The sequence below is a fragment of the Oceanobacillus sp. FSL K6-0127 genome (genome assembly GCF_037983385.1).
Classification (GTDB): Bacteria; Bacillota; Bacilli; order Bacillales; family Amphibacillaceae; genus Oceanobacillus; species Oceanobacillus profundus.
Genome location: NZ_CP150287.1, coordinates 1,468,666 through 1,490,136, shown reverse-complemented (window position 1 = coordinate 1,490,136; position 21,471 = coordinate 1,468,666). Strand labels below are relative to the sequence as shown.

Sequence of the window (21,471 nt, the reverse complement as noted above, 5' to 3'; positions counted from 1 at the left end):
TTTTTCATATTTATTAGGCCTTATATAATCCTAGATATTTCTTGTGCAGTTGTTTTAACTAACAGGCCAATATCCTCATATTGTTGCGGTTCTAATTGAGAAATATGGGCTGTTATACTAATTGCAGTTGGTGTTTGGAGTCGAACATTAATAATTGGAGCCGCAATACATCTAACACCTTTTTCTCCTTCTTCATCCTCAAGAGAATAACCGTTTTCTCGAACTTTCGCTAAATCTTGTCTAAACTTTTCCATAGAAGTAATAGTATTATTAGTTGCTTTTTTCAGACCCTCCTCAGTTAAAATCTTATCAATCTCTGTATCACCTAAATAAGCTGAAATAGCTTTTCCTAATCCAGATAGATGAATTTCTGTAGTTAGACCAGGATAAGTAGAAAATTTAATGAAACTATTTGGTTCTTCTTTAGCAATATACATAATGCTATTTTCATGTAGAATACCTAAATGAACAGTAAATCCCGTTTCTTTCATTAATTTTTTCATATAAGGCTTTGCTAAATCGATCATGCTGTAGTCGGATAAGTATGTCATACCTAATTGAAATAACTTTGCACCTATTTGAAATCTGCCAGTTGTATCCTTTTCAACCATCTTGTAACGTTCGAGTGTATTCATAATGGTAAATACGGTTGCTTTAGGTAAGTCCAAGTTTGTACATATTTCAGTTACAGTATATTGTTCAGTTGATTGGCTGATTAATTCTAAAATCGATATTGCTCTCTCTAAAGCAGGTACATTATATTGTTTCATAAATTCCCCCTCTTCCGTTCAACATAAAAAACTAAGTTCAACTCTTTGAACAAGTATATTTTATCAAATTAAATTTGTCAATATATTTACACAAAATAAATTATTACTTTCATTACGAATAAACTGAATATTACTACAGGTTAATTGAATCATAATTTGTTATTGTCGGTAGCTTGCACTTAATTATGGAGCCTCATGTAGTTTCGATTTTGGAAGAAGAGGAGTATGAGGTGGAGCATGTTTATTGATAATAGTTGACGAGATAGGGGGTATGCAGTTTAGAAAACTGATTTAAAAAAAGATAGGAATCGCTTTTGGCAGGTTGGTGATCACTTTGGATAGTTTTCCTATGATTTTTAAGATAGTTAATGGATAGTCCAAAGTAGTGAATAAACCTTGTATTTAAACTCAGTATGTGCACAAAAAGCTGTCTTTAGAAAATAGTAAAGGGTTCCGTTTTGAGGTGCATTTTCAAAAAACTCGACTCAAATGACATTATAATTGACGGATAAAATGACATATAAATTCCGTCTAATTCAGACGAATTTTACTATTATAATGACAAGGATATTATTTTTTCTGATAATTACTAATATCTGGTATAATAATTTTGTGAAATATTGTACTTAACTAAAGTGGCAGGATTGTTGAACAATGGCAATTGGTTTTTATAAAAAGTCAACTGGTGAAGGTGGAGGTTATTATTAGACAATTTATAGTTATTTTATTGGTTATAGCTATTTTTTTCATATCTGCTTGTAGTGAGAAAGATAAGATAGACCATTTCTCTTCTAAAGAAGAAACTTTGGAACATTTTATTGAGAAAGAAGATATTGAAGGGAATATTGATTTAATTATAACGACAAGAGAGGAAAAGTTATTAGTAGTACAGTCGAGAGAGGATGTATTTTTTGTTGGAGAATTAATCGAAGACAAGGAAGGATATTACGCAAAGAGAATATCAGACAGTGTGGGAGTAGGAATAGGTTCTAGTTGGGAATTAAATACAGTGACTAAAAATAAGTACACAATATATTTTGAAAGGAACAAAGAAGATGCGAATTACATACAGTTCTCTAATGGAGAATACGACATCTCCCTTGTAGAAGGACATACGATAAGTGAAAACGATTTAGCTTTAACAAGTGTGATAAAGGAAGTTGAAACATTAAAAGATTAAATCAACAAACTGGTGCATTAATTCAAGAAGGTTTAACGCTATTTTACGAAGAAGTTATTGTACTAAAGGGGCAGCTTAGTATAAGTCGACTTAAATAAAGGATGGGATATATGAAAAAAAAGATTGTGCTTGCTTTATTAATAATAAGTTTATGTGTAAATTTGTATATATTAGGAAAATGGCTTTTAATTGAGCAATGGTATGAACCTTCCCCAGAAGAAAAAGTCATTTTAAGTGAAATGATTCAAAAAACTGTTGAGAGTGAGGATTATAAGAAGTTAGAAGAAAAAGAGAACATCATTGCTATTGATGCAGGTATAGACAGGAATAAAGGTGGAGTATTCCCATACTATTTTGGGGTTAGTGTTCGTACTGATGAGCAGTCCTATCTTTTTTCTTGCAATAATGACCAATGCTCAAAAATGGAAATCGGAGGGTGGACTTACTCTATATATGAAGATGAAAGTTCGAGACTTCCATTTGAAAATAGAGAATAACTTAGAACGACTACTGTAATTTGTGAAGTAATGTACTTAAAGTAACTGGTGCGATATTTCAACAAATGCTCCAGTTTGTTTGATAAGAATATGTAAAGGGAGGAACAAAATGGATGCTTTAATGTTAGAAGGATGGACACCGATATTGCTCATTGGGATTGTTGCTGCTATTATCATCTTTTTTATATCTCGTAAGATTTCAAGAAAGCTCTATTTTTAATTTCCATTGTATTGAGTTTAGTTTGTGTCGGAATCGTTATTTACAGCAGAGAAGTCGTTGGTGGTTGGGAAGGTATTGGATTATTATTTGTTACAATCAGTGGTTTACTTGGAATATGGGTAGGTACTATAAGTGGATTTATAACTAAAAAATAAATATGTAATGTAAATTCTTCAACAAGCGGACCATTTAAGGGAGTAAGGATTGTTTAACTAACGATTGAGACTGGAGAGAGCAGGTGGTTTAATTGTTTAAGGAAGCAGTATATTTGGTACACGGATTGATATTCATATTAGTAATTCTTATTGGTATAGGTCCAATGTTTAGCATTGCTGCGCCAGACCCAGATCAAACTGATGGGATTTGGGGGGGTTGGGTTTCAATGATTGTGATTTTTAATATTCTTGTGTTGGCATCTGCTTTTGTACAGATAAAGATAAAAAAGATTTGGGTGTTTTTATTATCCACAATAGGCTTGATTGTTCTTTTTCTTCTGACTTTACAATACATATACCCCTACGTTTTGAATTTGTTTTAGAATGAAAAAGGTAACAAGGTGCTTTAGTTGGTTAAGTAAATTGGATAGGTTCTCTTAATAGAGGTCTTTTTTGTGTTAAATTACTAACGGTATACTATCTAAAACTTCAGTGCAATTGACAGCCGAATTGGCATCGAATTTGACATATCAATTGACACCAATTTTATGTGTACAATATCTATTGTCCGATAAAAAAGAACTGAGAAAATCGGTTGCCAAAAAGCCCTAGTTTAAAATAATCATTGATATACAACAAAATTGACGTATGCCAATTCATACGTCAGTTTATCTGTCATTTAATTAATATGCGCCTCAAAACGGAACCCTTAAAGAAAATAGAGACAGCTTTTTTGTTTGTTATGTAATATGCGATGAGAAAAAAGTGTCGCTTAATATGCAGCTAAAAAGTTAATTTTTCACAAACATGGTTTCCTTAATTTTTCAAAGTAAAAACCACTTCTCCTTCATTTATCTCTCCTGTTTCTTTGAATCCAAATGAAGTATACAGCTGTTTGGCAATGATATTTTCAGGTTCAAAGCTAATATAAATGTCAGACCCAGGATATTGTTGATTAAGTTTCTTTAAGACTATATGAAAGCTCTTTTTTCCAAGTCCTTTTCCTTGATGTTTTACATCAATCATAAATCTAGGAATCCACAAAAGACCATCATCCTCATCTATACCATACATCACAAAACCAACTACCTCATCGTCATGATAGATAGCTTCTGTTATATAGGAAGGGTAGAGACTAGCTTGGGCAATCGAAAAGGCGTTTGAAGCAACAAACTCCTCGAACACAGTAGGATTATTATCTGGATTTGTTGTTAATTTAGATACCTCTATTAAGTTATCCTTTGTAATAGGTCTTAGTTCAATGGTCATTTACATTTCTCCCCTATCTTTATCAAGCAATTAAAAGATGCTGTAATCTCTGAATTTACCTAGACTTGTAATTTAACGTAACATCATTTGTAAAATAAAACTAATATTTCGATAACTCACTTATTCAATATAGCACAATAACCACTGCTTTTTCTTTTTAAAAGTGGATTTGTTTAAATTATCTCCTGCCGTAAAGTTTTATCCATTTTCCAATCTGTACACGGTTCATTCATAACAAGTTGAATTTACATATATTTTTTGTATAGAATTCCCTTTGGGTTTACAACAATTAATATAACTGCGACAACAAAATAGGAAATCATCACATACACCAAAATGTCTAATAAGTCTCCTTTAGTCAGCACCAGAGAAAAATTAAATATTTGGTGCGTAATAATTGGTATCACAAGGTTCTTATTTAGATTGTAGAACAGCGTCACAATAATAGAAAAAGAAATAATACCAATCATAAAAAGTACAATGTACTTGATTAAATCTACTCCGGTATACCCTGAAGCGAACCATAGTGGAGTATGCCAAAATCCCCATAAAACACCTACAATGAGTGCTGATTTCAAGGGAGAGTATTTCTTTTGAAGTTCATTTAATGCATATCCTCTCCAACCTAATTCTTCGCCTAAAGGACCCCTTATTAAAGTATCTATAAATGCAAAAAACAATAGTCCAATTCCTGTAAATGATAATGCTACGTTTTGATTATTGTTTATAATGGAGGGAAGAAATATAGTTACCGCAAGGACTATAACTTGAATAATCACTATAGTGCTAAGAACTGAAAGCTTAAGTTTTGAAGCAAATTGCTCCTTTACAAATTCCTTTAACTTTAACCCCGGATAAATCTTTTTAAATAAAACAACGAATGCAAATGTTGATGACCACGCAGAGATGATTTGCAATATGTTTGTTATGCTCTCAGGTGCACCTAATACAATACTTATACCGATTACCGTAAAAAACACAAAAAATATGACATAACTTGTGATAACAAAACTTATCAATGGGCTTTTTAATGCTTTTTTCTCTTTCATAATAATGCACACCTTTTATAATATGTCGTTAATATAGATTATATTGTTATTTAAACTCAAATTCTTCAGACTAAGGGCTGAAATCCGATGGAACAAAAGGTGTATCATTGTTAACTGTTACCATAAACAACTAAAAAGAGAAACGACAACTAAAAAGTCGTTTCTCCTATAATATTATTAAGGCTTTTATTTAGAATTAAGATCTTCAATCGAATCAATATCCATATACTCTGGAACAACAAGGCCAATTTTAGCACCAGTTAAGTTAGGACCCAAATCAACAATGTTATCTTGATTTGCCTCATAAAAATCTTTATGTGTTATCGGTAACCAAGCTCCTAAAGTGGCATCCGCATCTCCTGTTGCAATCGATTCAAACATAATAGCTACATCTAACTCGGTTACAGTTACGCTAAATCCTTTTTGCTCCATTACTTCTTTTAAAACACCTGAAGATGCACGTTCTGAATCCCATGGTGTTGAGGCAAGTTCGATTTCTACTCCATCAACATCTTCTACGCCCTCTACCCATTCGGCTACTCTATCTTCATTATCCTCAACCCACTGAACTGCTACTTCTTCTACTGCTTTGCCAGTTTGTTCAGACTCATACATGATTTCTTCCATATCCTCTACATTCCACTCGAATTGATCAATTAGCTTGTAAGCCTCTGGTTTTTCCTCTTCCAGCCCAATTCTTGCCAATGAATTAAGGGTTTCTTCCCCACCATAAATACCTTGAGGATCCTCCAAATACTTCATATCTGGATACTCTGCAAACATCCAGTGCGGATTCCATCCAGTAATTACGATCGGTTCCTCATTCTCAATTGCACCTCTAAGTTCAGTCATCATCGCTCCAGTAGAAGATAATTCTACGTTCCAGCCCTGCAAACTATCGTATTCTTCGATCGCCTTCTCCGTTGTAACAGAGATCCCTGCTCCTGGTTCAATCCCTGTAATGGTATAATCCACTTCTTCACTATAGTCAGCTTCACCATTACTGTCAGCTGCATTTCCATCTGAATTGCCACAAGCTGCAAGCGGAAATATAGCCAAAATTCCAAAAATTATTCCTAGATGCTTTACTTTTTTCAATGTTTACTCCTCCTGTAGACTATTCTTCAAATCTCCTTATCAAAAAGCTATTAATCTTTAGCTTTTCATACGTTTATATATTTAGCTTCCTAAAAATGGGCAAAAACTTTTCAAGCATTAAGGAGAGATAAATTTAAGTACAATTAAACATGTTACAGTTCTTTCATAACATTTTCAAACCGCAAATTAAAGCAAATACATGAATAAGATCGGATATAGAACATCATACCGGAAAAATTATTGAAAAATCTTATATTTAATCTTTTTTCCTTTATGATAAGGTAGGAAGTTAGCTTTTACACGATTGGATAATTTACAACTCAATTAAAGTGATGAAGCGATTGCTACCTGTATACTCGCTTCTGTAATAAGGTATCGAAATACTTGATTTCAGAGAGAGTGGGTCATCAGGATTTGTCTTGTCCTGAATGACCCACTTTTCAATTGAGTAACTAAAATTGTTCTTTTAACGTACCACTTTACTTCTTACTCAACCTATAATCAAGGTTCGAAACCTTGTTGACTTAAATAAATCTGGTTTTCAGAGAAAGCATTTTTAAGCCTGTCGTAAACAATCTGATATGCAGATGGATGATACCATTCCGCCAAACCTAAGGACTCATATAAATTATAAATCCCCATTCTCTTTGTCCTTTTTCCACCACTACCGTCTCCCATAAAATAATCATCCACACAAACACGATCAACCAGTTCTGCTAATTGATGCGGAAATGCTTCACTGCTCGGAAGTACAGGTGCAATCGCGGCCTGTGTCGGTATGCCGGCATCTTTCAATAATCGAAGCGCCTTTAGGCGGGCTGCAATCGGTGGTGCACCTGGTGTAAAATGTTTTCGTATAGACTCAAGATCTGTTTCAATGGTCATACTCACCCGGACCTTATCGCCCATGCGTGTTAATAAATCAATGTCCCTACTGACAAGTGGACTGCGTGTTTGGACGAGTAAAAAATCAGGGTGGAAGTCGACCAAGGTTTCAAGCAATGAACGTGTCACCTTTTCTTTATATTCGACGGGTTGATAAGGATCTGTGCTTGAAGACATAAAAATCGTCACTTTTCCTTTAGTTTTTGCCTTTTGAAGCTCTTTATATAACAGATTAGCAGTTTCCATTTTAACATCTACCCATGTTCCCCATTCTTCTTTGCGAAACAATGATACTGGCATTTGCCTTACATAACAATAGGAACAGCCAAATGCACAGCCAGTATATGGATTCAATGAGTGGCTATATCCCGAGAGATAGCCCGTTCCTTTATTAAGTATCGTCTTTGGATATTTATAAATTATTTGTCTCTTCAAACAAAATCTGCCCCTTTTCTTTACTTTGCATCGTGAAAAATAACGCCTAGTCCATATCTTGTTTCAGAAGTGAATGTACATACCCATACCGCATTTTTGACCGATAGTACCCATTTGTCCCTTTTACCGGGCGATAATTTGTCGTAAAAATAAGTCCCTCTCCTGCTTCAATTGTATGTACCCTACCCGTTCAAGAAACAATGCATTCTTGAATACGTTTAATCATTTGTTTCACAACCGTATTTATGTTTTTCTATTTCCAGTAATTGTTCCTTCATATCTAATCCACCTCTGTAACCAGCCAACTTTCCGCTTTTAGCGATGACACGGTGACAAGGAACCATGATTAGGACAGGGTTCGCGCCAATTGCAGTTCCCACAGCGCGAACCGCGTTTGGCTTTTGCAGTTTTTCCGCAATATCCGTATATGAAACCGTCTGTCCATATGGAACCTCTTGCAATATCTCCCAGACAGCTTGCTGAAATACTGTCCCATGAAGATTCACGGGTAACGTGAATACGTTACGTCGTCCTGCCAAATAATCAATTAGTTCTGTTGCATATGGTTTCAATTTATGCTCATCTTCCAAAAGTACAGAAGAGGGCAGTTGTTTTTTCACCCATGCCGCAAGTTCTTCAAATGGTGTATGCTGTGAACCAACATAGCAAAGCCCCTCTGAAGTTGCTGCAATATACATCTCCCAATGTCCGTGATTGAGTAGCATCCAATATACGATATTACCATTGGTCTTCTCCATTTCTTACACCTCCATCCTTGTTTTCTGATACTGTTTAGGGGTTTGACCTGTTTTCTTTTTAAATAACGTTATGAAATAGGGCGTATTTGGAAATCCTGCAGCAAATCCAATCTCTGCGACTGATTTATTGGTCGTTTCGAGCTCTCTCATTGCATGTGACATTCGTACTTGCTGAATATATTCGGCAGGTGTCAAACTTGTAATCCTCTTAAACGTACGTTGTAAATGATAAGGGCTTCCATGACACACGTCTGCTAATATCTCTAATGTTATGGCTTCATGATAATTTCCTTCGATATACTCTTTCATTTGGATTACCCATTCTTCATCCGGCAAGCGCATGCCACCTGGTTTGCACCGTTTACAAGGCCGAAACCCCGCTGATATTGCTTCATCCGCGTTATTGAAAATAAGGACGTTTTCTTTTTTGGGATCTCTCGAATTACAAGAAGGTCGGCAACAAATCCCTGTCGACTTAACTGCGTAAATAAAAATATTATCATAGGATTTGTCATTATTCATAATCGCTTGCCATCGTTCATTAGTCAGTTGCATCGCTTGATTATCTATCATGGAATCACCTCTTTCTACTTCACATTATACTCGGCTGCTTTTTGTTATAAAAGGATATCACAATGTATGAGCAAGAAAACAAAATTTTTATTTGTAAAAATATGATACAACTAGTTATATGGGAAATAGGAAGGAGCATTCTGAATGATCGTTAATCAAAGTGATAATTTTGTTATAAAGGCTCCAACAGAATTCAGCTTTAAAGAAAATATGCGTTACATCGGGCGGTCTCCAAATGAGTGTATGTTTGAAATTCAAGATAATAAGATTATAAGGTTGATTCCTGCCTTAGATGAAACTCTTTTGGTCGAAATCAGTGAAAACTCGGATGGAAATCTTCTGATTCGCTTTTTAGAAAAAACTTATCCGATAAGTAAAAAAGTACGTGAAGAAGTGAATTTGTATATAAGAGATTGGTTTGATTTGGATACTGACTTAAAGCCTTTTTATGAAATGGCTAAAAATGATTTGCTGCTTCAAAAGTCTATTGTTGAATTTTATGGATTACGCAACATAGGAATCCCAGATTTATTTGAAGCAATAGCTTGGGGGATTCTTGGACAGCAAATTAATTTGACATACGCGTATACGTTAAAAAGGCGACTTGTAGAAACATTTGGAAGCCAGGTTGAATGGAAGGGTCATCAATATTGGATTTTTCCTGAAGCGAAAGACATTGCTAAGCTTACAGTTGAAGATCTAGCACCATTAAAAATGACGGTTAAAAAATGTGAATACCTTATCGGGGTTGCTAAGCTTATCGCAGAAGGAAGTCTGTCTAAATCACTTATAATGGGTACTCGTGACTTTAAAGAAGCAGAAAAAATGCTCGTCAATATTCGTGGTATCGGTCCATGGACTGCAAACTATGTGTTAATGCGTTGTCTCCGATTTCCGAACGCATTCCCGATTGCAGATGTAGGGCTGCATAATGCAATTAAACATGTAACAGGTGCAAAAGAGAAACCAACGAAAGAAGAAATAATGAAACTAGCTGCACCTTGGAAAGGGTGGGAATCCTACGCAACTTTTTATTTATGGCGACTCTTGTATTGAAACAGAGATAATTTTACCACATAGGAGAACGCAATCTTTGATTTAAACCTTTGCAGCTTAAATTACATGCAGAATTAAAAATTCCCTACAAGAACATCACGTATTATCCATTGCAGCAAACAAATTTCAGACTAATTTTGCTATAAAATATAACCAAGGGAATAAATTGAAAATTATATTTTCAACATAATAGAATCTAGTATATCTAAATTTGGATATACTGGATTCTATATTTATTTCATCATTCATTCAGTTAAGTTTGAAATCTTATTTCCTCAGCATAACGCAAAATTCGATAAGTTTTTTATATGAGGTTGCCCTAGAGTTAACTTTATGTTGTAAAATTAAAGATATTAAATACTAAGGAGGAATTGACTATAATAATAAAAATAAGATAGTATTTATAATTGTTTCCTGAACAGGATTGCTTCTTGATATAACGAAACAATGCCAAAGAAAAAGGTTGGGATAAATATTTTAAAGCGATTGTTTTTTATGCTGTTAATCATATTATTAGCTTTTTGGACAAAACCGTTTTGGGAGGATTCCATTCGTGGATATGTTCCTGAAGCCGTTAGTGATGCTTTTCAATCTGTAAAGGAATTTACCACCCAAGCGATAGATAATGACATTGAATTTGGCTTCGATTTTGACAAAATAAAAGATGAAGCAACATCTTTTTACTCTTCTATTGTCGGTTCTGTACAAGTACATGAACCAGAACACGAACAAGTTGATAAACCTGAACTGACAACGCCAGATGAGCAATCCTTTTCTGTCGGCAATGTGGAGCTGGGTGATACAAAAAAATCGGTTGAAGAGATGTATGGAGAACCTATGCGTGAGAGTGAGAATGAGTATGGTGTAGATTGGTCCACCTACCATGAAAACTACCAAAATTTTATGATGGTAGCGTATGATGAACAAGAAGTTGTTCGTGGATTATTTACAAATCAAGACTTACTTTCTTCACAGTTTAATATTGTCTTAGGTGATACAAAAGCTACTGTGAACGAAACGTTAGGTGAACCAGAAGAATTGATTCGCAATGGCTGGTTTAATTATCAAATAAACAGTGATGGGGAATACGATGTTTACCAAATAGATAGAAACTATGTAACGATATTTTACGATATTCATGAAGGTGATGAGGTTACAGCTATTCAAATAATTGATCAGGACTTAGAAGCTGCGAAAGATACCCTTTACACTCCTGGTAGTGAGGCATTAAAAGAAGGATTTGAATATCAATTATTCGACTTAACCAATGCTACTCGTGTAAATCACGGCCTACCTGTACTAGAGTGGAACGAAGCTGTAAGAGAGACCGCAAGAAAACACAGTACCGATATGGCTGATAATCAATATTTCAGTCATACGAATTTACAAGGTCAGTCTCCTTTTGACCGAATGAGAGAAGATGAGGTTGCTTTTACAAGTGCTGGAGAAAATCTAGCTTACGGGCAATTTAGCAGTGTTTTCGCTCACCAAGGCTTAATGAATTCACTAGGGCATCGTGAGAATATCATACACAATGGCTTTACCGAATTAGGAATTGGTGTAGACTTTAATGAAGAAAATCAACCATTCTATACGGAGAAGTTTCTTAGTAATCAATGGTAATATTAATCCCTTAATTTCTATTTTAAACGCCTTTCAAATGGAAGGCGTTTTTTTCTTATTCCTATATTGATGATTTTTAAACGAACTAATCATATCTTTTAATACCAAAGTAAAAAGGAATTACTTGCACATCTAAATTTAAACATGCTTTCCAAAAATTTTATTTATAATCGTTCCCTGAAAAGCTTGCCAGGTAAAACTTATACATAAATTTTATCCAGTGCCTATCCCATACGACAGTTATTACATTCTCTTTATATAAATAACAATAAGCGGGGGTTGATCCTAATCGCACAAAAAAGATTAATTCATTTTAGAAATCAGCTACAAGTATCAAAATTACAACTACTTAATGTATAATTTCTATTTTGGATTTTTTTAAAGGGTTATCGAAAAATAGTGTGGAAAGAAATTAAGAGTACAATCCAGTATGTGTTAATATTAATGGCAAAGGAGGCTTATTAGATGAATAGTGATACTAGCTCCATATTAATTGATGCAGATCGAGAAAAAATTTGGGATGCTATTACAAATGACGAGAAATTTTCAGTGTGGTACGCTCCCGGTTCTAAATGGTCAATTCCGAAACTGGAAGTGGGAGAAAAAGCGGCGTTCACTTTGATGCCAAGTAAACACAACAATCTTAAAGATGGCGAAAGCATTCCAATGAGCTTTGAAATTAAAGAAGTGATTCCGAATCAGGTATTCTCATTTTCCTCAAAGGAAGATGACATCTTTTTTTCCTATAAATTAAGCATTCAGTCAGGGAAAACCCAAGTAACTTTAAACATGGAGGGCTTTGATCATTCTCTGGAAAATTTAAAAGCGTTTGTTGAAGGAAAGGAACTTCCATATACTTAACAGCTGGTCCATTTTTGTAACTTATTTTGGGTTCAGCCCTGAACGTCTGATTTTAAGTAAACAACTATTCTTTTGAAACTGCCGCATTTTCTAACGGAAGAATGCGGCTTTTCATTGTCATAAGCTGTAAGGTCAGACTTCACTGCCTTCTATAAAGAATGTCTATCAGAGACAATGGAATTATACGAGATATCAAAGGATTTATTGCTATCAAAAGGATTATATATTAGAGATCCATGCCTACCTAACATTGAGCAAATTAACTTTGTAGAAAAGCAAGGTTTTTTATGGGACATTTCAGGTAAAAAAAGACCCTATAGTTGAAGTACAATACTTCACAATATCATATCTAAAAAACAAGAGTTGCATTTCAAACCTTGTTCCTACTTCCCGTAAAATCCCCATACGAATTGAATCATAATAATTACCTTCGTAGTAGCGAACTTTCCTAATACAAGTTTCCATTTTCAACTAATTTTTCCCCTACACGAATCATACGTTCATTTCCAGACCAAGTAGTTAAACCATCTCTAACAAGAGGTAAGATGTTAAAAATATGTTCAACTCAAAGCTCCAGGGTACGAATTCGAAACCTTGAAATCTTTTCCATCCTGCTTCTATGGTACCTGCCATTTCGATTTCAAAAAACCCTTACTTTGTTAAGCTTGTTTTCATTAATTAGCATAAGTCTTGTTTATCGTCAACGATAGTATGCGTGGTTTTTCCATGTTTATCACCTTTTCATACTTGTTATTATCATCTGGTTTATTCTATCTTAACAGGAATTATAAAAAAACGTATTTAAGGATTTTGTAAGGTTCATGTGATTGTAGTTTAAGGATGGAGGGATACAGTAAAGACAACATACGAAAGAGGTGAAGGAATAATGGAATCTTTATTACAGGTGAAAAATGTTGAGAAAGTCTTTGGAAAAGGAACGAATACGTTTAAAGCACTGGAGGACATTTCCTTTGCGATAGATCATGGTGAATTTGTAGGAATCATGGGACCATCCGGTGCTGGAAAGTCAACATTACTTCATGTACTAGCGACAATTGATACCCCTTCTAAAGGTGATATTTATATAGAAAATGATAATATTGCAAAAATGAAAGGGAATCAGCTTGCTGACTTTCGCAGCGTCCATCTCGGATTTATATTTCAAGAACCGTGCTGATGAAGAAATTAACAAACGAACACATTAACTTAACGATAAACCAGAAAGGAATATGCATGGATAAGAATAGAATTATCATGTTTGCGAGTGATGAAAAGCCGAAAAAAAGGAAACAGCATAAGCTCAATTCTTGTCAGACGATTTGTTCCTGGTTTAAAGCAAGAAGGGATGCTTTAGCACTGGCAATTCAAATGGAATATATCAAACAGAAGTATCAAAAGAAGTTCATTTTTCTTACGTTGATAGCTAATCACGTGTTAGCTGATGAATTGGAAAATGAAGTTGAATTGCATAGTAAAGCTTGTGAAAAACTAATGGAACAGAAAGAGGTTAAAAAGAAGATAAAGGGTTATGTGAGTAAATTGGAAGTCATCTACAATAAAGACCGTGATGATTATCAACCACGTATCCATGTGCTATTTGTCGTCAATAAAAGTTATTTTACAGATAAGAATTATTATATAACATATGATCGTTGGCTTGAATTATGGAAACAAGGGGTGGACAGCTCTCATAACAAACAAGTTGATGTTCTCAAAGTGAGAGAGGATAGCGATAAAAAGATGTCTGAGCTCACCATATCTTCGGTAAAAGACGATCATCTTGTTAATGAACAAGTGTTTGAGGCTTTTTATCAAGCATTGAAAGGTAAACGGTTAATTGTACAGACAGGACTTTTTAAAGAATCTATGAATCTATGGAAAAATGGGAAACTAGATAAATATAAAGAAAGAGATTCAACAGAATATGTCAATGTGCTTTTATACAACTGGGGAAAACGAAACAATTAATATTTCCATACTATTATTCGGTAAATTGTTGTAAGGAAAATCGATGTTGGTTTCCGTGTTTTCCGTCATCATAGCTTTATCAATAGGAAAGTTCATACCGTTGCCGCGCCTTTGGATTTACTCTAGCTTCTGACCCGAGCACAAAGATTTAGCTTTATCAATAAGTAAAGGATGAGTTTATGATGAAACAACGTATTGATACTTTAGATTTCTTGCGAGGTTTTGCTCTATTAGGCATAATATTCGCCAATATCACACTAATAATATTACCTTCCTCTGTTCAATCAGACTATTTTTGGAGCCAAATCTTAAATTATGCGGTACACGAGCGATTTTTTATTATCTTTTCTTTTTTATTTGGAATTGGTTTCTATATTTTCATGACACGAGCAGTGAATCGCGGTGATAAAAGTACAGCCTTGTTTATAAAAAGATTGATCGTATTATCCATTTTTGGATTGATCCATCAATTCTTCCAATTAGGAGAAGCTTTGCTCCCCTATGCGATTTTCGGATTCATCCTTATTCCTTTTTACAGGATTAAACCGAAGATTAACTTTATTATCACTGTCATACTATTAATCCTTGCCGTACTTCTTGGCGGAAGTTATTTTATGATCTTGCCTATGTTTCTACTTGGTTTATGCATGGGGCAATGGGGCGTTTTTGAAAATATTACAGCACATCAAAAAGCATTTCGTATCGTGCAAATTTCATCTCTTTGTCTCTTGCCTGCAGTACTTTTTATTCAATATTTATTAATGGAGGAAAATGGACAAATCGATTTAGCTGGTGCAATTTCTGCTCCCGTTGTAAGTGCGTTCTATGTGACTACTTTAACACTATTGCTCCGGCACGATATGATTCAAAAGTTATTAACACCTCTTAAGTATATTGGAAGAATGGCGTTAACGAACTATCTCGTTCAAACCGCTCTGATTTTAACAGCTAGTAGCCTATTCGATTTAAAAGGTCATGTGCATCAAACAACATTAATGAACATTGCCTTCATAATTTTAATAATCCAAATGATATACAGCACCATTTGGTTTCAATATTTCAAGATCGGTCCCATGGAATTTATATGGAAAATAGCAACGTACGGTAAGCTGCCCGAACGTTATAAAACGAATGCTAATCATTCAAAGTTACTCCAGGAAAGGTAATGAATCAGGTTAGGAGGTGATCTCAATGTAAAAAAACAGAGAGGTTTATAAGAAGGCGTTTTATGCATCACTAAAAGGAGTATCTGAATAACAACCAAATTATTTAAGGAGTGAATGATGTTGAAGAAGAAATGGTTATTGGCAGTTCCCGCAGTTGCGGTTGCGCTTGTAGGTTCACCTGATTTTAATCAAACAGTAGATGCAGCTCCGGAAAATGAATCGGTTCAACAAGCAGAATCAGAAATACCAGCAGGATATGAAACAATATTAAATTGGCCACCTGAACAACAGCCCATCGTCAAACAGGGGAGCCACAGTAGAATCGGCGGTTGCTTATGCAGAGGCTGCCCTTGATAATGATGATTTAGTGTTTAGCAGCAATGGTGTACTTTATGAGGCCTCAGATGGAAGATTATTTTATTCATTAAAAGCACGAAGTCAGGATTATATTAATAATGGAGGTACTGGAACGATAGGATTCTATGATGTGTATCAAAATGGAGATGTTGTAGAATCAAAACCAAGATAGACACAAAAAGGATCACTTGATGGAACCAGTTTAGCAAGACGGATAACTTATGGCATTTAAAAAATCAGCATCTAAAGTAATAAAGGGTTCCGTTTTGAGGTGCATTTTAGTTCAATGACACGCTAAATGGCATACGAATCGACGTATGCCATTTTATTGTTATATCAAGGTATAGACTATATATTATGTTGTTTTGACACTCCAATATTCAATGTTTTTCAACCTGTACAATAGATATTGTACGATGAAATTTAGTTGTCAATTGACGTATCAAAACCAAAAAGTAAATCGCGATAACCATGCATAAAAACCTTCGCGATTTACTAAAGATTCTAGTAAATGTAAGAGCCGTACGCTCTCTTACTTACACGGTTTAGTTTATACTCCCGATTGTGATGATAGAAACTAATCCTATCAAAAATGGATCTCTTTGGTAAAATATTCGTATAACCTCTCCCTTCCCCAAATCCTATCATATTTAATATTTCTGAAGGGTAGGATTTTATATGACAGAAAAAAAACTTAAAATTATTGCACCAATTCTCATACTCACTGCAGGAATTATTCTACTATTACCAGTTCCGTTGAATAATTTTATCGCTTTGGCTATTGCTAGTTTATTAGTTTCCTTAGTTGGGTTAACTTACAGGAAAAACCCTTTAAGCAATTTACTAATCGCTTTAGGGATTATTTTAATTATTGTATTTTTCTTTTTATTGGTCGTATAAATCCGAATAAAGAAAATAACAGCTTGATATTAGTGTCCTTCTGTAATCGGATATTTGAAAGAAGCAGGGTTTAAAGGATTAGTTACTAGTCCTTTACCTTGTTTTTTTATGCAACAACAGCCCGAATAGTTATAGAAAAAATGGCAAAAAACTTTCTAGCTGCCTTGCTATATTTCAAGAATGACATTTTCCTCTATCTGTTTGTACTAAGTGCCAACAATCTTTTCAGGTTGTCATCAATAAATTTATTATCAACACTGTTAATTCCGCGGCCGGCAAAATGGCCCCAGATAGATTCGATAGGATTAAAAACAGCATTAGGTATAAGCTTAGCCTCGTATTCGTTTTCGTCTGCAGTACAGAAGAGATCCGTACTCCCTGGCATGACGCAGGCTAGCGCTTTAATGTTTTTAAGCGCCTCATCGAAATCGCCATTATAGATAGGATTTGCACTAATATCTGCATTTTGGCCTGTCCATAACATGGCGAGGACATTGTGCGGATCCATCTTCATAAAGCTGTCTTCCCAGACGCCAGCCACAAAATGTTCTAATGAGTCAAATCCCATATCACGATAAAGTTCCTCTCTGTAATACGCCTGCGATAACCCCCATCCCGCATAGACACGACCAACGGTTCGCATGTCCGCAGAAGTCAACTGGTTTAATTTACTTGAATCGAAACCAACTGCAGCCATGAGCGCAGCTTTCATCCCGTCCAAGACCACATACGCTTGTGGCCAAGTCTTTGCACCTCCACAGAAAGGTGCAATTCGTTCCACCATGTCGGGGTAACTTGCCCCCCATTGGAATGATTGAATGCCTCCCATTGACCATCCAACTACGAGGGCAATCTTTTGAATGCCGAATTTTTCGGTCACCAGACGATATTGGAATTTAACATTGTCATAGATGGTTACCTCCGGAAAATTAGCCTTGTCGAATGGAGAAGGCGTGTTACTAGGAGACGAAGATAATCCGTTTCCCAGCAGATTTGGAACAATAATGAAATATTTCTGTGGATCTAGTGCCATTCCGTTTCCAATCAGCCATTCATTCTGAACATGTTGGTCTCCAAAAGCAGTTGGGTAGATGATGACATTATCTTTCTTTTCATTCAATTTCCCATAAGTCTTATAAGCAAGAAAAGCGTTCGGTAGTGTCGCTCCTGATTGTAAGGTAACGTCACCCAAATCAAAAATTTCGTAATCCATTGTATTGTTGCTCCTTTCAAATTGAAATCCAAAATGTATTTCTTGTTGTTAGTATAAAGCTGTGATAATCTCAATAAAAGTGAACAAAATTCAAAGCAGTATTCAATAATATTGAAAGTAAAATGGAGGGTAGTATGATGGAATTGCGCCAACTGAATACATTCCGCATGGTCGCATCAACTTTAAATTTCAGTCGGGCTGCGGAAGTGTTGAACTACGTCCCCTCCAATGTCACGATGCAAATAAAAGCATTGGAGGAAGAGCTTGGTGTTCGTCTCTTTGACCGTTTGGGCAAGCAACTCGTTCTCACAACTGCGGGTAAACGCTTTTTAAATCATGTCCAAAGCGTTCTAGACAAATTGGACGAAGCTCGTAGTGCCATTCATGATAATGAAAATCCAAGCGGCACCATAACGATTAGTGCGAATGAGGTTCTTTGCGCCTATCGGCTTCCAGTTGTCTTCCAGCTATTTCGTTCGCGCTATCCAGGTGTTCGTCTAATCTTCCGCTCTGTTCCAAATCAGGAACTTAAGCAAACGCTCTTTGAGGGAACCGCAGATATCGTCTTTATGCTGGACGAAACCATTCTCTCAACGGCGCTTACAGTGGAACCATTACTGGAAGAAACTTTCCGCTTGTTCGTCGCTCCTGATCATCCACTTGCGAAACAACCAGTACTGCAGCAGGAAGATTTTCACGGAGAAGTATTACTGGTTAATGAAAAGGGCTGTCCCTATCGAACCATGTTTGACCGGTCATTTGAGAAAAAGGGCATTGATGATATTACTTATTTAGAGTTTCAAAATGCGGAAGCCATTAAACAATGTGCAATTTCTGGAATCGGTATTGCCTTTCTTCCGGAAATCACAGTGGAAGCAGAAGTTGAACGGGGTGACCTTGTTCCTCTTCCATGGCAAATTTCTGACTTGCATGTATATACACATATGGCATGGCATAAAGACAAGTGGCTTTCACCAATCATATTATCTTTCATAGAAGCAGTAAGGGAAGTTATAGCTTTAAAGGAGGAGAATAAAACGGTTTAGCCTATTCAGCGATATTTTCCTAACTAGTAAGGCATCTTACTGTGATAACTAAGATGCCTTGCTCCTCTATAAATAATGAGCTATGTTTTACCGTATTATTTAATAGAGGATTCTAACACTCGTTTACTAAGACTTCGTGAAGAGTTTGACCTAAACTATTCTGCCCCTTTCGTTTAAGTACAAAATTTCACATCTTAATATTATCATATATTAACTATCTTAAAAATTTCAACGAAATTACCATCGCTTTATCTAAAAAAATATCCCTAACAACTTATTTTTGGCAGGGATTTTGGCAGGGAACTATCTTATTTTATACCAAATTGTCAATTTCAGATTAATATAAACACTGTTAAATAGGCGTTCTCTCTTCAAATCAAGTTATGTCTTTACTTTACTCCCACTCTACTTTCACCCTGCTAGAGCTATGCCCTAATCAGCGTGATACAACTAATACATCAGCATTAAACTCATTCATTAATTTACTGGAAATAAAATATCAAAAAGAGATTAGCACATTTAGTAATCTCCTTATAGGATTTTGATAATAACAAAAATAGTTTAATTTTTATTGTTAGATGGTAGAGTTTGCATAAGTTCAAAGAAATATTTAGAATCACCAGAATTAAAATAGTTATACCAAGATTCTAATGTGTTTGACTTAAAAACATCTAAGCACTCAATGATTTGTTTCGTCCATAGCAAAGCTTCAGTGGATCCAGCAGTAATAAGGTTATTAGATGCAATAGACGGTTGGTCTATATAAAAATCTTGTCCTTTATAATCAGAACAAACCATTTCAAGGAATCCCGGACCATTGCTAGTATGCGGACGGTTATCCAGTATCCCAAAATTTGCAAGTGCTGCGGTAGCTCCACAGATTGCACATACTGTAGCACCTACAGAGAGCAACTTGCTTGCTTTTACGAGAATAGCTTCATGCTTTGGATCATTCCATGTATCTGCACCTGGTAATAACAGGATGCTTGTTTCACTTACAATAATGTCATCAACTAAGTAGTCAGAAACTATTGTCATTCCGCCCATTGTACTGATTGATTGTTTGGAGTAACTGACTGTTTTAATCGATACTTGATTCGCATCTTCTTTAAAAAACCTCCTAGAATTTAACTCCGAAGTAACATATCCTAGTTCCCAATCAGCTAAAGTATCAAGTACATAAATATAGATTGTTTTCATAATTTTCCTCCATTTAATTGTAATAGATTGATTGTTTTATTATTATTATACTTATCTATTGTTGACAACAATATGGCAACAATCTAAAATGAAGAAATTTTTTGAAAGGCGGTTAACAAATGAAAGTTAGCAGGCTTGTTAGCATTATTATGATACTACTCGATAAAGAGCGGATAGGCGCACAGGAGTTAGCAAATATGTTTGAAGTTTCAACTCGCACAATCTACCGTGATATAGATGCCATCAACATCGCAGGTATTCCAATTTCCTCAACATCGGGAGTAGGAGGTGGCTTTGAAATAATGAAAAACTATAAAATTGATAGAAAAGTTTTTTCAACTACTGATATTTCTACTATTTTGACAGGACTTTCTAGTCTCTCCAATATGATACAAAGTGACGAACTGGTAAACGCCCTTGCGAAAGTAAAAAGTTTTATCCCAGTAGATAGAGTTGACGAGATCAAATTAAAAACAGATCAAATACATATCGACTTAAGTCAGTGGATAGGTTATAGGAACGTACAATCATATTTAGAAATCATAAAAATAGCTTTACAAGAAAACAAGCTACTTTCGTTTGAATATGCCGACCGTCATGGAAATAAAACTGAACGAGAAGCTGAACCGCATCAAATTGTATTGAAGGGTAATCATTGGTATTTTCAAGGATACTGTTATAAAAGAAATGATTTTCGTCTGTTCAAATTAGCTCGTATATCAAATCTAAAATTAGAAAAGATTTTCTTTACGCCGCGAGATTATCAAAAACCACTATTGGATTTTGCTGATATTTTGGCAACTATACAAATAAAGATCAAACTTCGTATTCATAAATCCGTCATGGATAGAGCACTTGATTATTGTATGTATGAACATTTTTCACCAGACGGTGATGAGTACTACATTGTTACTTTCCCCTTTATAGAAAACGAATATTATTACAATATCCTTTTAAGTTTTGGTGATAAATGTGAATGTTTAGAGCCTTTACATATCCGAACAGAATTAAAACGGAAAATAGATGATATAGCTAACTTATATGAGAATTAAATCAAGAAATCTCAATTTTTATCCTTATACTGTTCTATTTAGTTAAATCTGTTGCCATTTTTCAGGATAAAATAGTGCCATTTAAAACTAAAAATGACACGTACATACTATTTGTCTTTTCTACTGTAAAATAGTCCCTA

Annotated in this window: 21 protein-coding genes and 3 pseudogenes; 13 read left to right on the top strand and 11 right to left on the bottom strand. The window is 35.0% G+C overall.

The features are described from left to right. Nucleotides 1–20: 20 nt before the first annotated feature. Nucleotides 21–770 (bottom strand): IclR family transcriptional regulator, encoded by a 750-nt coding sequence (locus MHH64_RS07435; RefSeq protein WP_118890090.1) that lies wholly within the window; start codon nucleotides 768–770, stop codon nucleotides 21–23. A gap of 685 nt (nucleotides 771–1,455) precedes the next feature. On the opposite strand from MHH64_RS07435, the gene MHH64_RS07430 reads away from it, so the two are divergent. The 3 genes from MHH64_RS07430 (at nucleotide 1,456) to MHH64_RS07420 (ending at nucleotide 2,822) form a co-directional block, all read left to right on the top strand. Then, a complete protein-coding gene (locus MHH64_RS07430) occupies nucleotides 1,456–1,950 on the top strand; it encodes a hypothetical protein (protein WP_340002970.1) in 495 nt (164 codons plus the stop codon). A 110-nt stretch (nucleotides 1,951–2,060) separates the two neighbouring features. Continuing rightward, complete coding sequence (locus MHH64_RS07425) at nucleotides 2,061–2,447, top strand: hypothetical protein (protein ID WP_118890088.1); 387 nt, start codon at nucleotides 2,061–2,063, stop codon at nucleotides 2,445–2,447. A gap of 231 nt (nucleotides 2,448–2,678) precedes the next feature. Further along, the gene (locus MHH64_RS07420) at nucleotides 2,679–2,822 is read left to right on the top strand and encodes a YesK family protein (protein ID WP_118890475.1); all 144 of its coding nucleotides are present in this window, start codon (nucleotides 2,679–2,681) and stop codon (nucleotides 2,820–2,822) included. Nucleotides 2,823–3,638: 816 nt separating this feature from the next. Here the strand turns inward: MHH64_RS07420 and MHH64_RS07415 are convergent. The 7 genes and pseudogenes from MHH64_RS07415 to MHH64_RS07385 form a co-directional block, all read right to left on the bottom strand. Next, on the bottom strand, nucleotides 3,639–4,091 hold the full coding sequence (locus tag MHH64_RS07415; RefSeq protein WP_340002969.1) for a GNAT family N-acetyltransferase: 453 nt from the start codon (nucleotides 4,089–4,091) through the stop codon (nucleotides 3,639–3,641). 245 nt (nucleotides 4,092–4,336) lie between these two features. Beyond that, nucleotides 4,337–5,140 (bottom strand): type II CAAX endopeptidase family protein, encoded by an 804-nt coding sequence (locus tag MHH64_RS07410; RefSeq protein WP_118890472.1) that lies wholly within the window; start codon nucleotides 5,138–5,140, stop codon nucleotides 4,337–4,339. Nucleotides 5,141–5,326: 186 nt separating this feature from the next. Then, nucleotides 5,327–6,238, bottom strand: coding sequence for a glycine betaine ABC transporter substrate-binding protein (locus MHH64_RS07405; RefSeq protein WP_118890471.1), 912 nt, complete (start codon nucleotides 6,236–6,238; stop codon nucleotides 5,327–5,329). A gap of 501 nt (nucleotides 6,239–6,739) precedes the next feature. Continuing rightward, nucleotides 6,740–7,558: a radical SAM protein gene (locus tag MHH64_RS07400; RefSeq protein WP_095312528.1), complete on the bottom strand. Its 819-nt coding sequence runs from the start codon at nucleotides 7,556–7,558 to the stop codon at nucleotides 6,740–6,742. Between the two features lie 20 nt (nucleotides 7,559–7,578). Next, nucleotides 7,579–7,745: pseudogene (locus tag MHH64_RS07395) on the bottom strand (2OG-Fe(II) oxygenase); the annotation flags it as partial. 31 nt (nucleotides 7,746–7,776) lie between these two features. Then, nucleotides 7,777–8,316 (bottom strand): methylated-DNA--[protein]-cysteine S-methyltransferase, encoded by a 540-nt coding sequence (locus MHH64_RS07390; protein ID WP_095312525.1) that lies wholly within the window; start codon nucleotides 8,314–8,316, stop codon nucleotides 7,777–7,779. A gap of 3 nt (nucleotides 8,317–8,319) precedes the next feature. Beyond that, nucleotides 8,320–8,889, bottom strand: a complete 570-nt coding sequence (locus tag MHH64_RS07385; protein WP_340002968.1) for a bifunctional transcriptional activator/DNA repair enzyme AdaA — start codon at nucleotides 8,887–8,889, stop codon at nucleotides 8,320–8,322. Nucleotides 8,890–9,033: 144 nt separating this feature from the next. Between MHH64_RS07385 and MHH64_RS07380 the strand changes: the two genes are divergently transcribed. The 3 genes from MHH64_RS07380 (at nucleotide 9,034) to MHH64_RS07370 (ending at nucleotide 12,429) form a co-directional block, all read left to right on the top strand. After that, nucleotides 9,034–9,945 (top strand): DNA-3-methyladenine glycosylase, encoded by a 912-nt coding sequence (locus MHH64_RS07380; RefSeq protein WP_095312520.1) that lies wholly within the window; start codon nucleotides 9,034–9,036, stop codon nucleotides 9,943–9,945. Between the two features lie 447 nt (nucleotides 9,946–10,392). After that, complete coding sequence (locus MHH64_RS07375; protein WP_340002967.1) at nucleotides 10,393–11,568, top strand: CAP domain-containing protein; 1,176 nt, start codon at nucleotides 10,393–10,395, stop codon at nucleotides 11,566–11,568. Between the two features lie 465 nt (nucleotides 11,569–12,033). Further along, a complete protein-coding gene (locus MHH64_RS07370; protein WP_095312517.1) occupies nucleotides 12,034–12,429 on the top strand; it encodes an SRPBCC domain-containing protein in 396 nt (131 codons plus the stop codon). 297 nt (nucleotides 12,430–12,726) lie between these two features. Here MHH64_RS07370 and MHH64_RS07365 read toward each other — a convergent pair. Further along, nucleotides 12,727–13,012, bottom strand: a pseudogene (locus MHH64_RS07365) (GNAT family protein); the annotation flags it as partial. Between the two features lie 303 nt (nucleotides 13,013–13,315). Here MHH64_RS07365 and MHH64_RS07360 point away from each other — a divergent pair. The 5 genes and pseudogenes from MHH64_RS07360 to MHH64_RS07340 form a co-directional block, all read left to right on the top strand. Further along, a pseudogene (locus MHH64_RS07360) lies at nucleotides 13,316–13,597 on the top strand (ATP-binding cassette domain-containing protein); the annotation flags it as partial. A 65-nt stretch (nucleotides 13,598–13,662) separates the two neighbouring features. Then, complete coding sequence (locus MHH64_RS07355) at nucleotides 13,663–14,397, top strand: protein rep (RefSeq protein ID WP_158586323.1); 735 nt, start codon at nucleotides 13,663–13,665, stop codon at nucleotides 14,395–14,397. A 182-nt stretch (nucleotides 14,398–14,579) separates the two neighbouring features. Further along, on the top strand, nucleotides 14,580–15,563 hold the full coding sequence (locus MHH64_RS07350; RefSeq protein ID WP_158586322.1) for a DUF418 domain-containing protein: 984 nt from the start codon (nucleotides 14,580–14,582) through the stop codon (nucleotides 15,561–15,563). Between the two features lie 120 nt (nucleotides 15,564–15,683). Then, entirely contained in the window at nucleotides 15,684–15,917 is a 234-nt protein-coding gene (locus tag MHH64_RS07345; RefSeq protein ID WP_340002966.1) for a hypothetical protein, read from the top strand. 681 nt (nucleotides 15,918–16,598) lie between these two features. After that, nucleotides 16,599–16,820 (top strand): hypothetical protein, encoded by a 222-nt coding sequence (locus MHH64_RS07340; RefSeq protein WP_095312508.1) that lies wholly within the window; start codon nucleotides 16,599–16,601, stop codon nucleotides 16,818–16,820. Between the two features lie 193 nt (nucleotides 16,821–17,013). Here MHH64_RS07340 and MHH64_RS07335 read toward each other — a convergent pair whose 3' ends face one another. After that, nucleotides 17,014–18,033, bottom strand: a complete 1,020-nt coding sequence (locus tag MHH64_RS07335; RefSeq protein WP_095312506.1) for an alpha/beta fold hydrolase — start codon at nucleotides 18,031–18,033, stop codon at nucleotides 17,014–17,016. 137 nt (nucleotides 18,034–18,170) lie between these two features. Between MHH64_RS07335 and MHH64_RS07330 the strand changes: the two genes are divergently transcribed. Further along, on the top strand, nucleotides 18,171–19,079 hold the full coding sequence (locus MHH64_RS07330; protein ID WP_095312503.1) for a LysR family transcriptional regulator: 909 nt from the start codon (nucleotides 18,171–18,173) through the stop codon (nucleotides 19,077–19,079). A 561-nt stretch (nucleotides 19,080–19,640) separates the two neighbouring features. Here the strand turns inward: MHH64_RS07330 and MHH64_RS07325 are convergent. After that, nucleotides 19,641–20,279, bottom strand: coding sequence for a DJ-1/PfpI family protein (locus tag MHH64_RS07325; protein WP_095312500.1), 639 nt, complete (start codon nucleotides 20,277–20,279; stop codon nucleotides 19,641–19,643). Nucleotides 20,280–20,398: 119 nt separating this feature from the next. Here MHH64_RS07325 and MHH64_RS07320 point away from each other — a divergent pair, with 119 nt between their 5' ends. Next, nucleotides 20,399–21,331, top strand: a complete 933-nt coding sequence (locus MHH64_RS07320) for a YafY family protein (RefSeq protein WP_095312497.1) — start codon at nucleotides 20,399–20,401, stop codon at nucleotides 21,329–21,331. Nucleotides 21,332–21,471 lie beyond the last annotated feature (140 nt).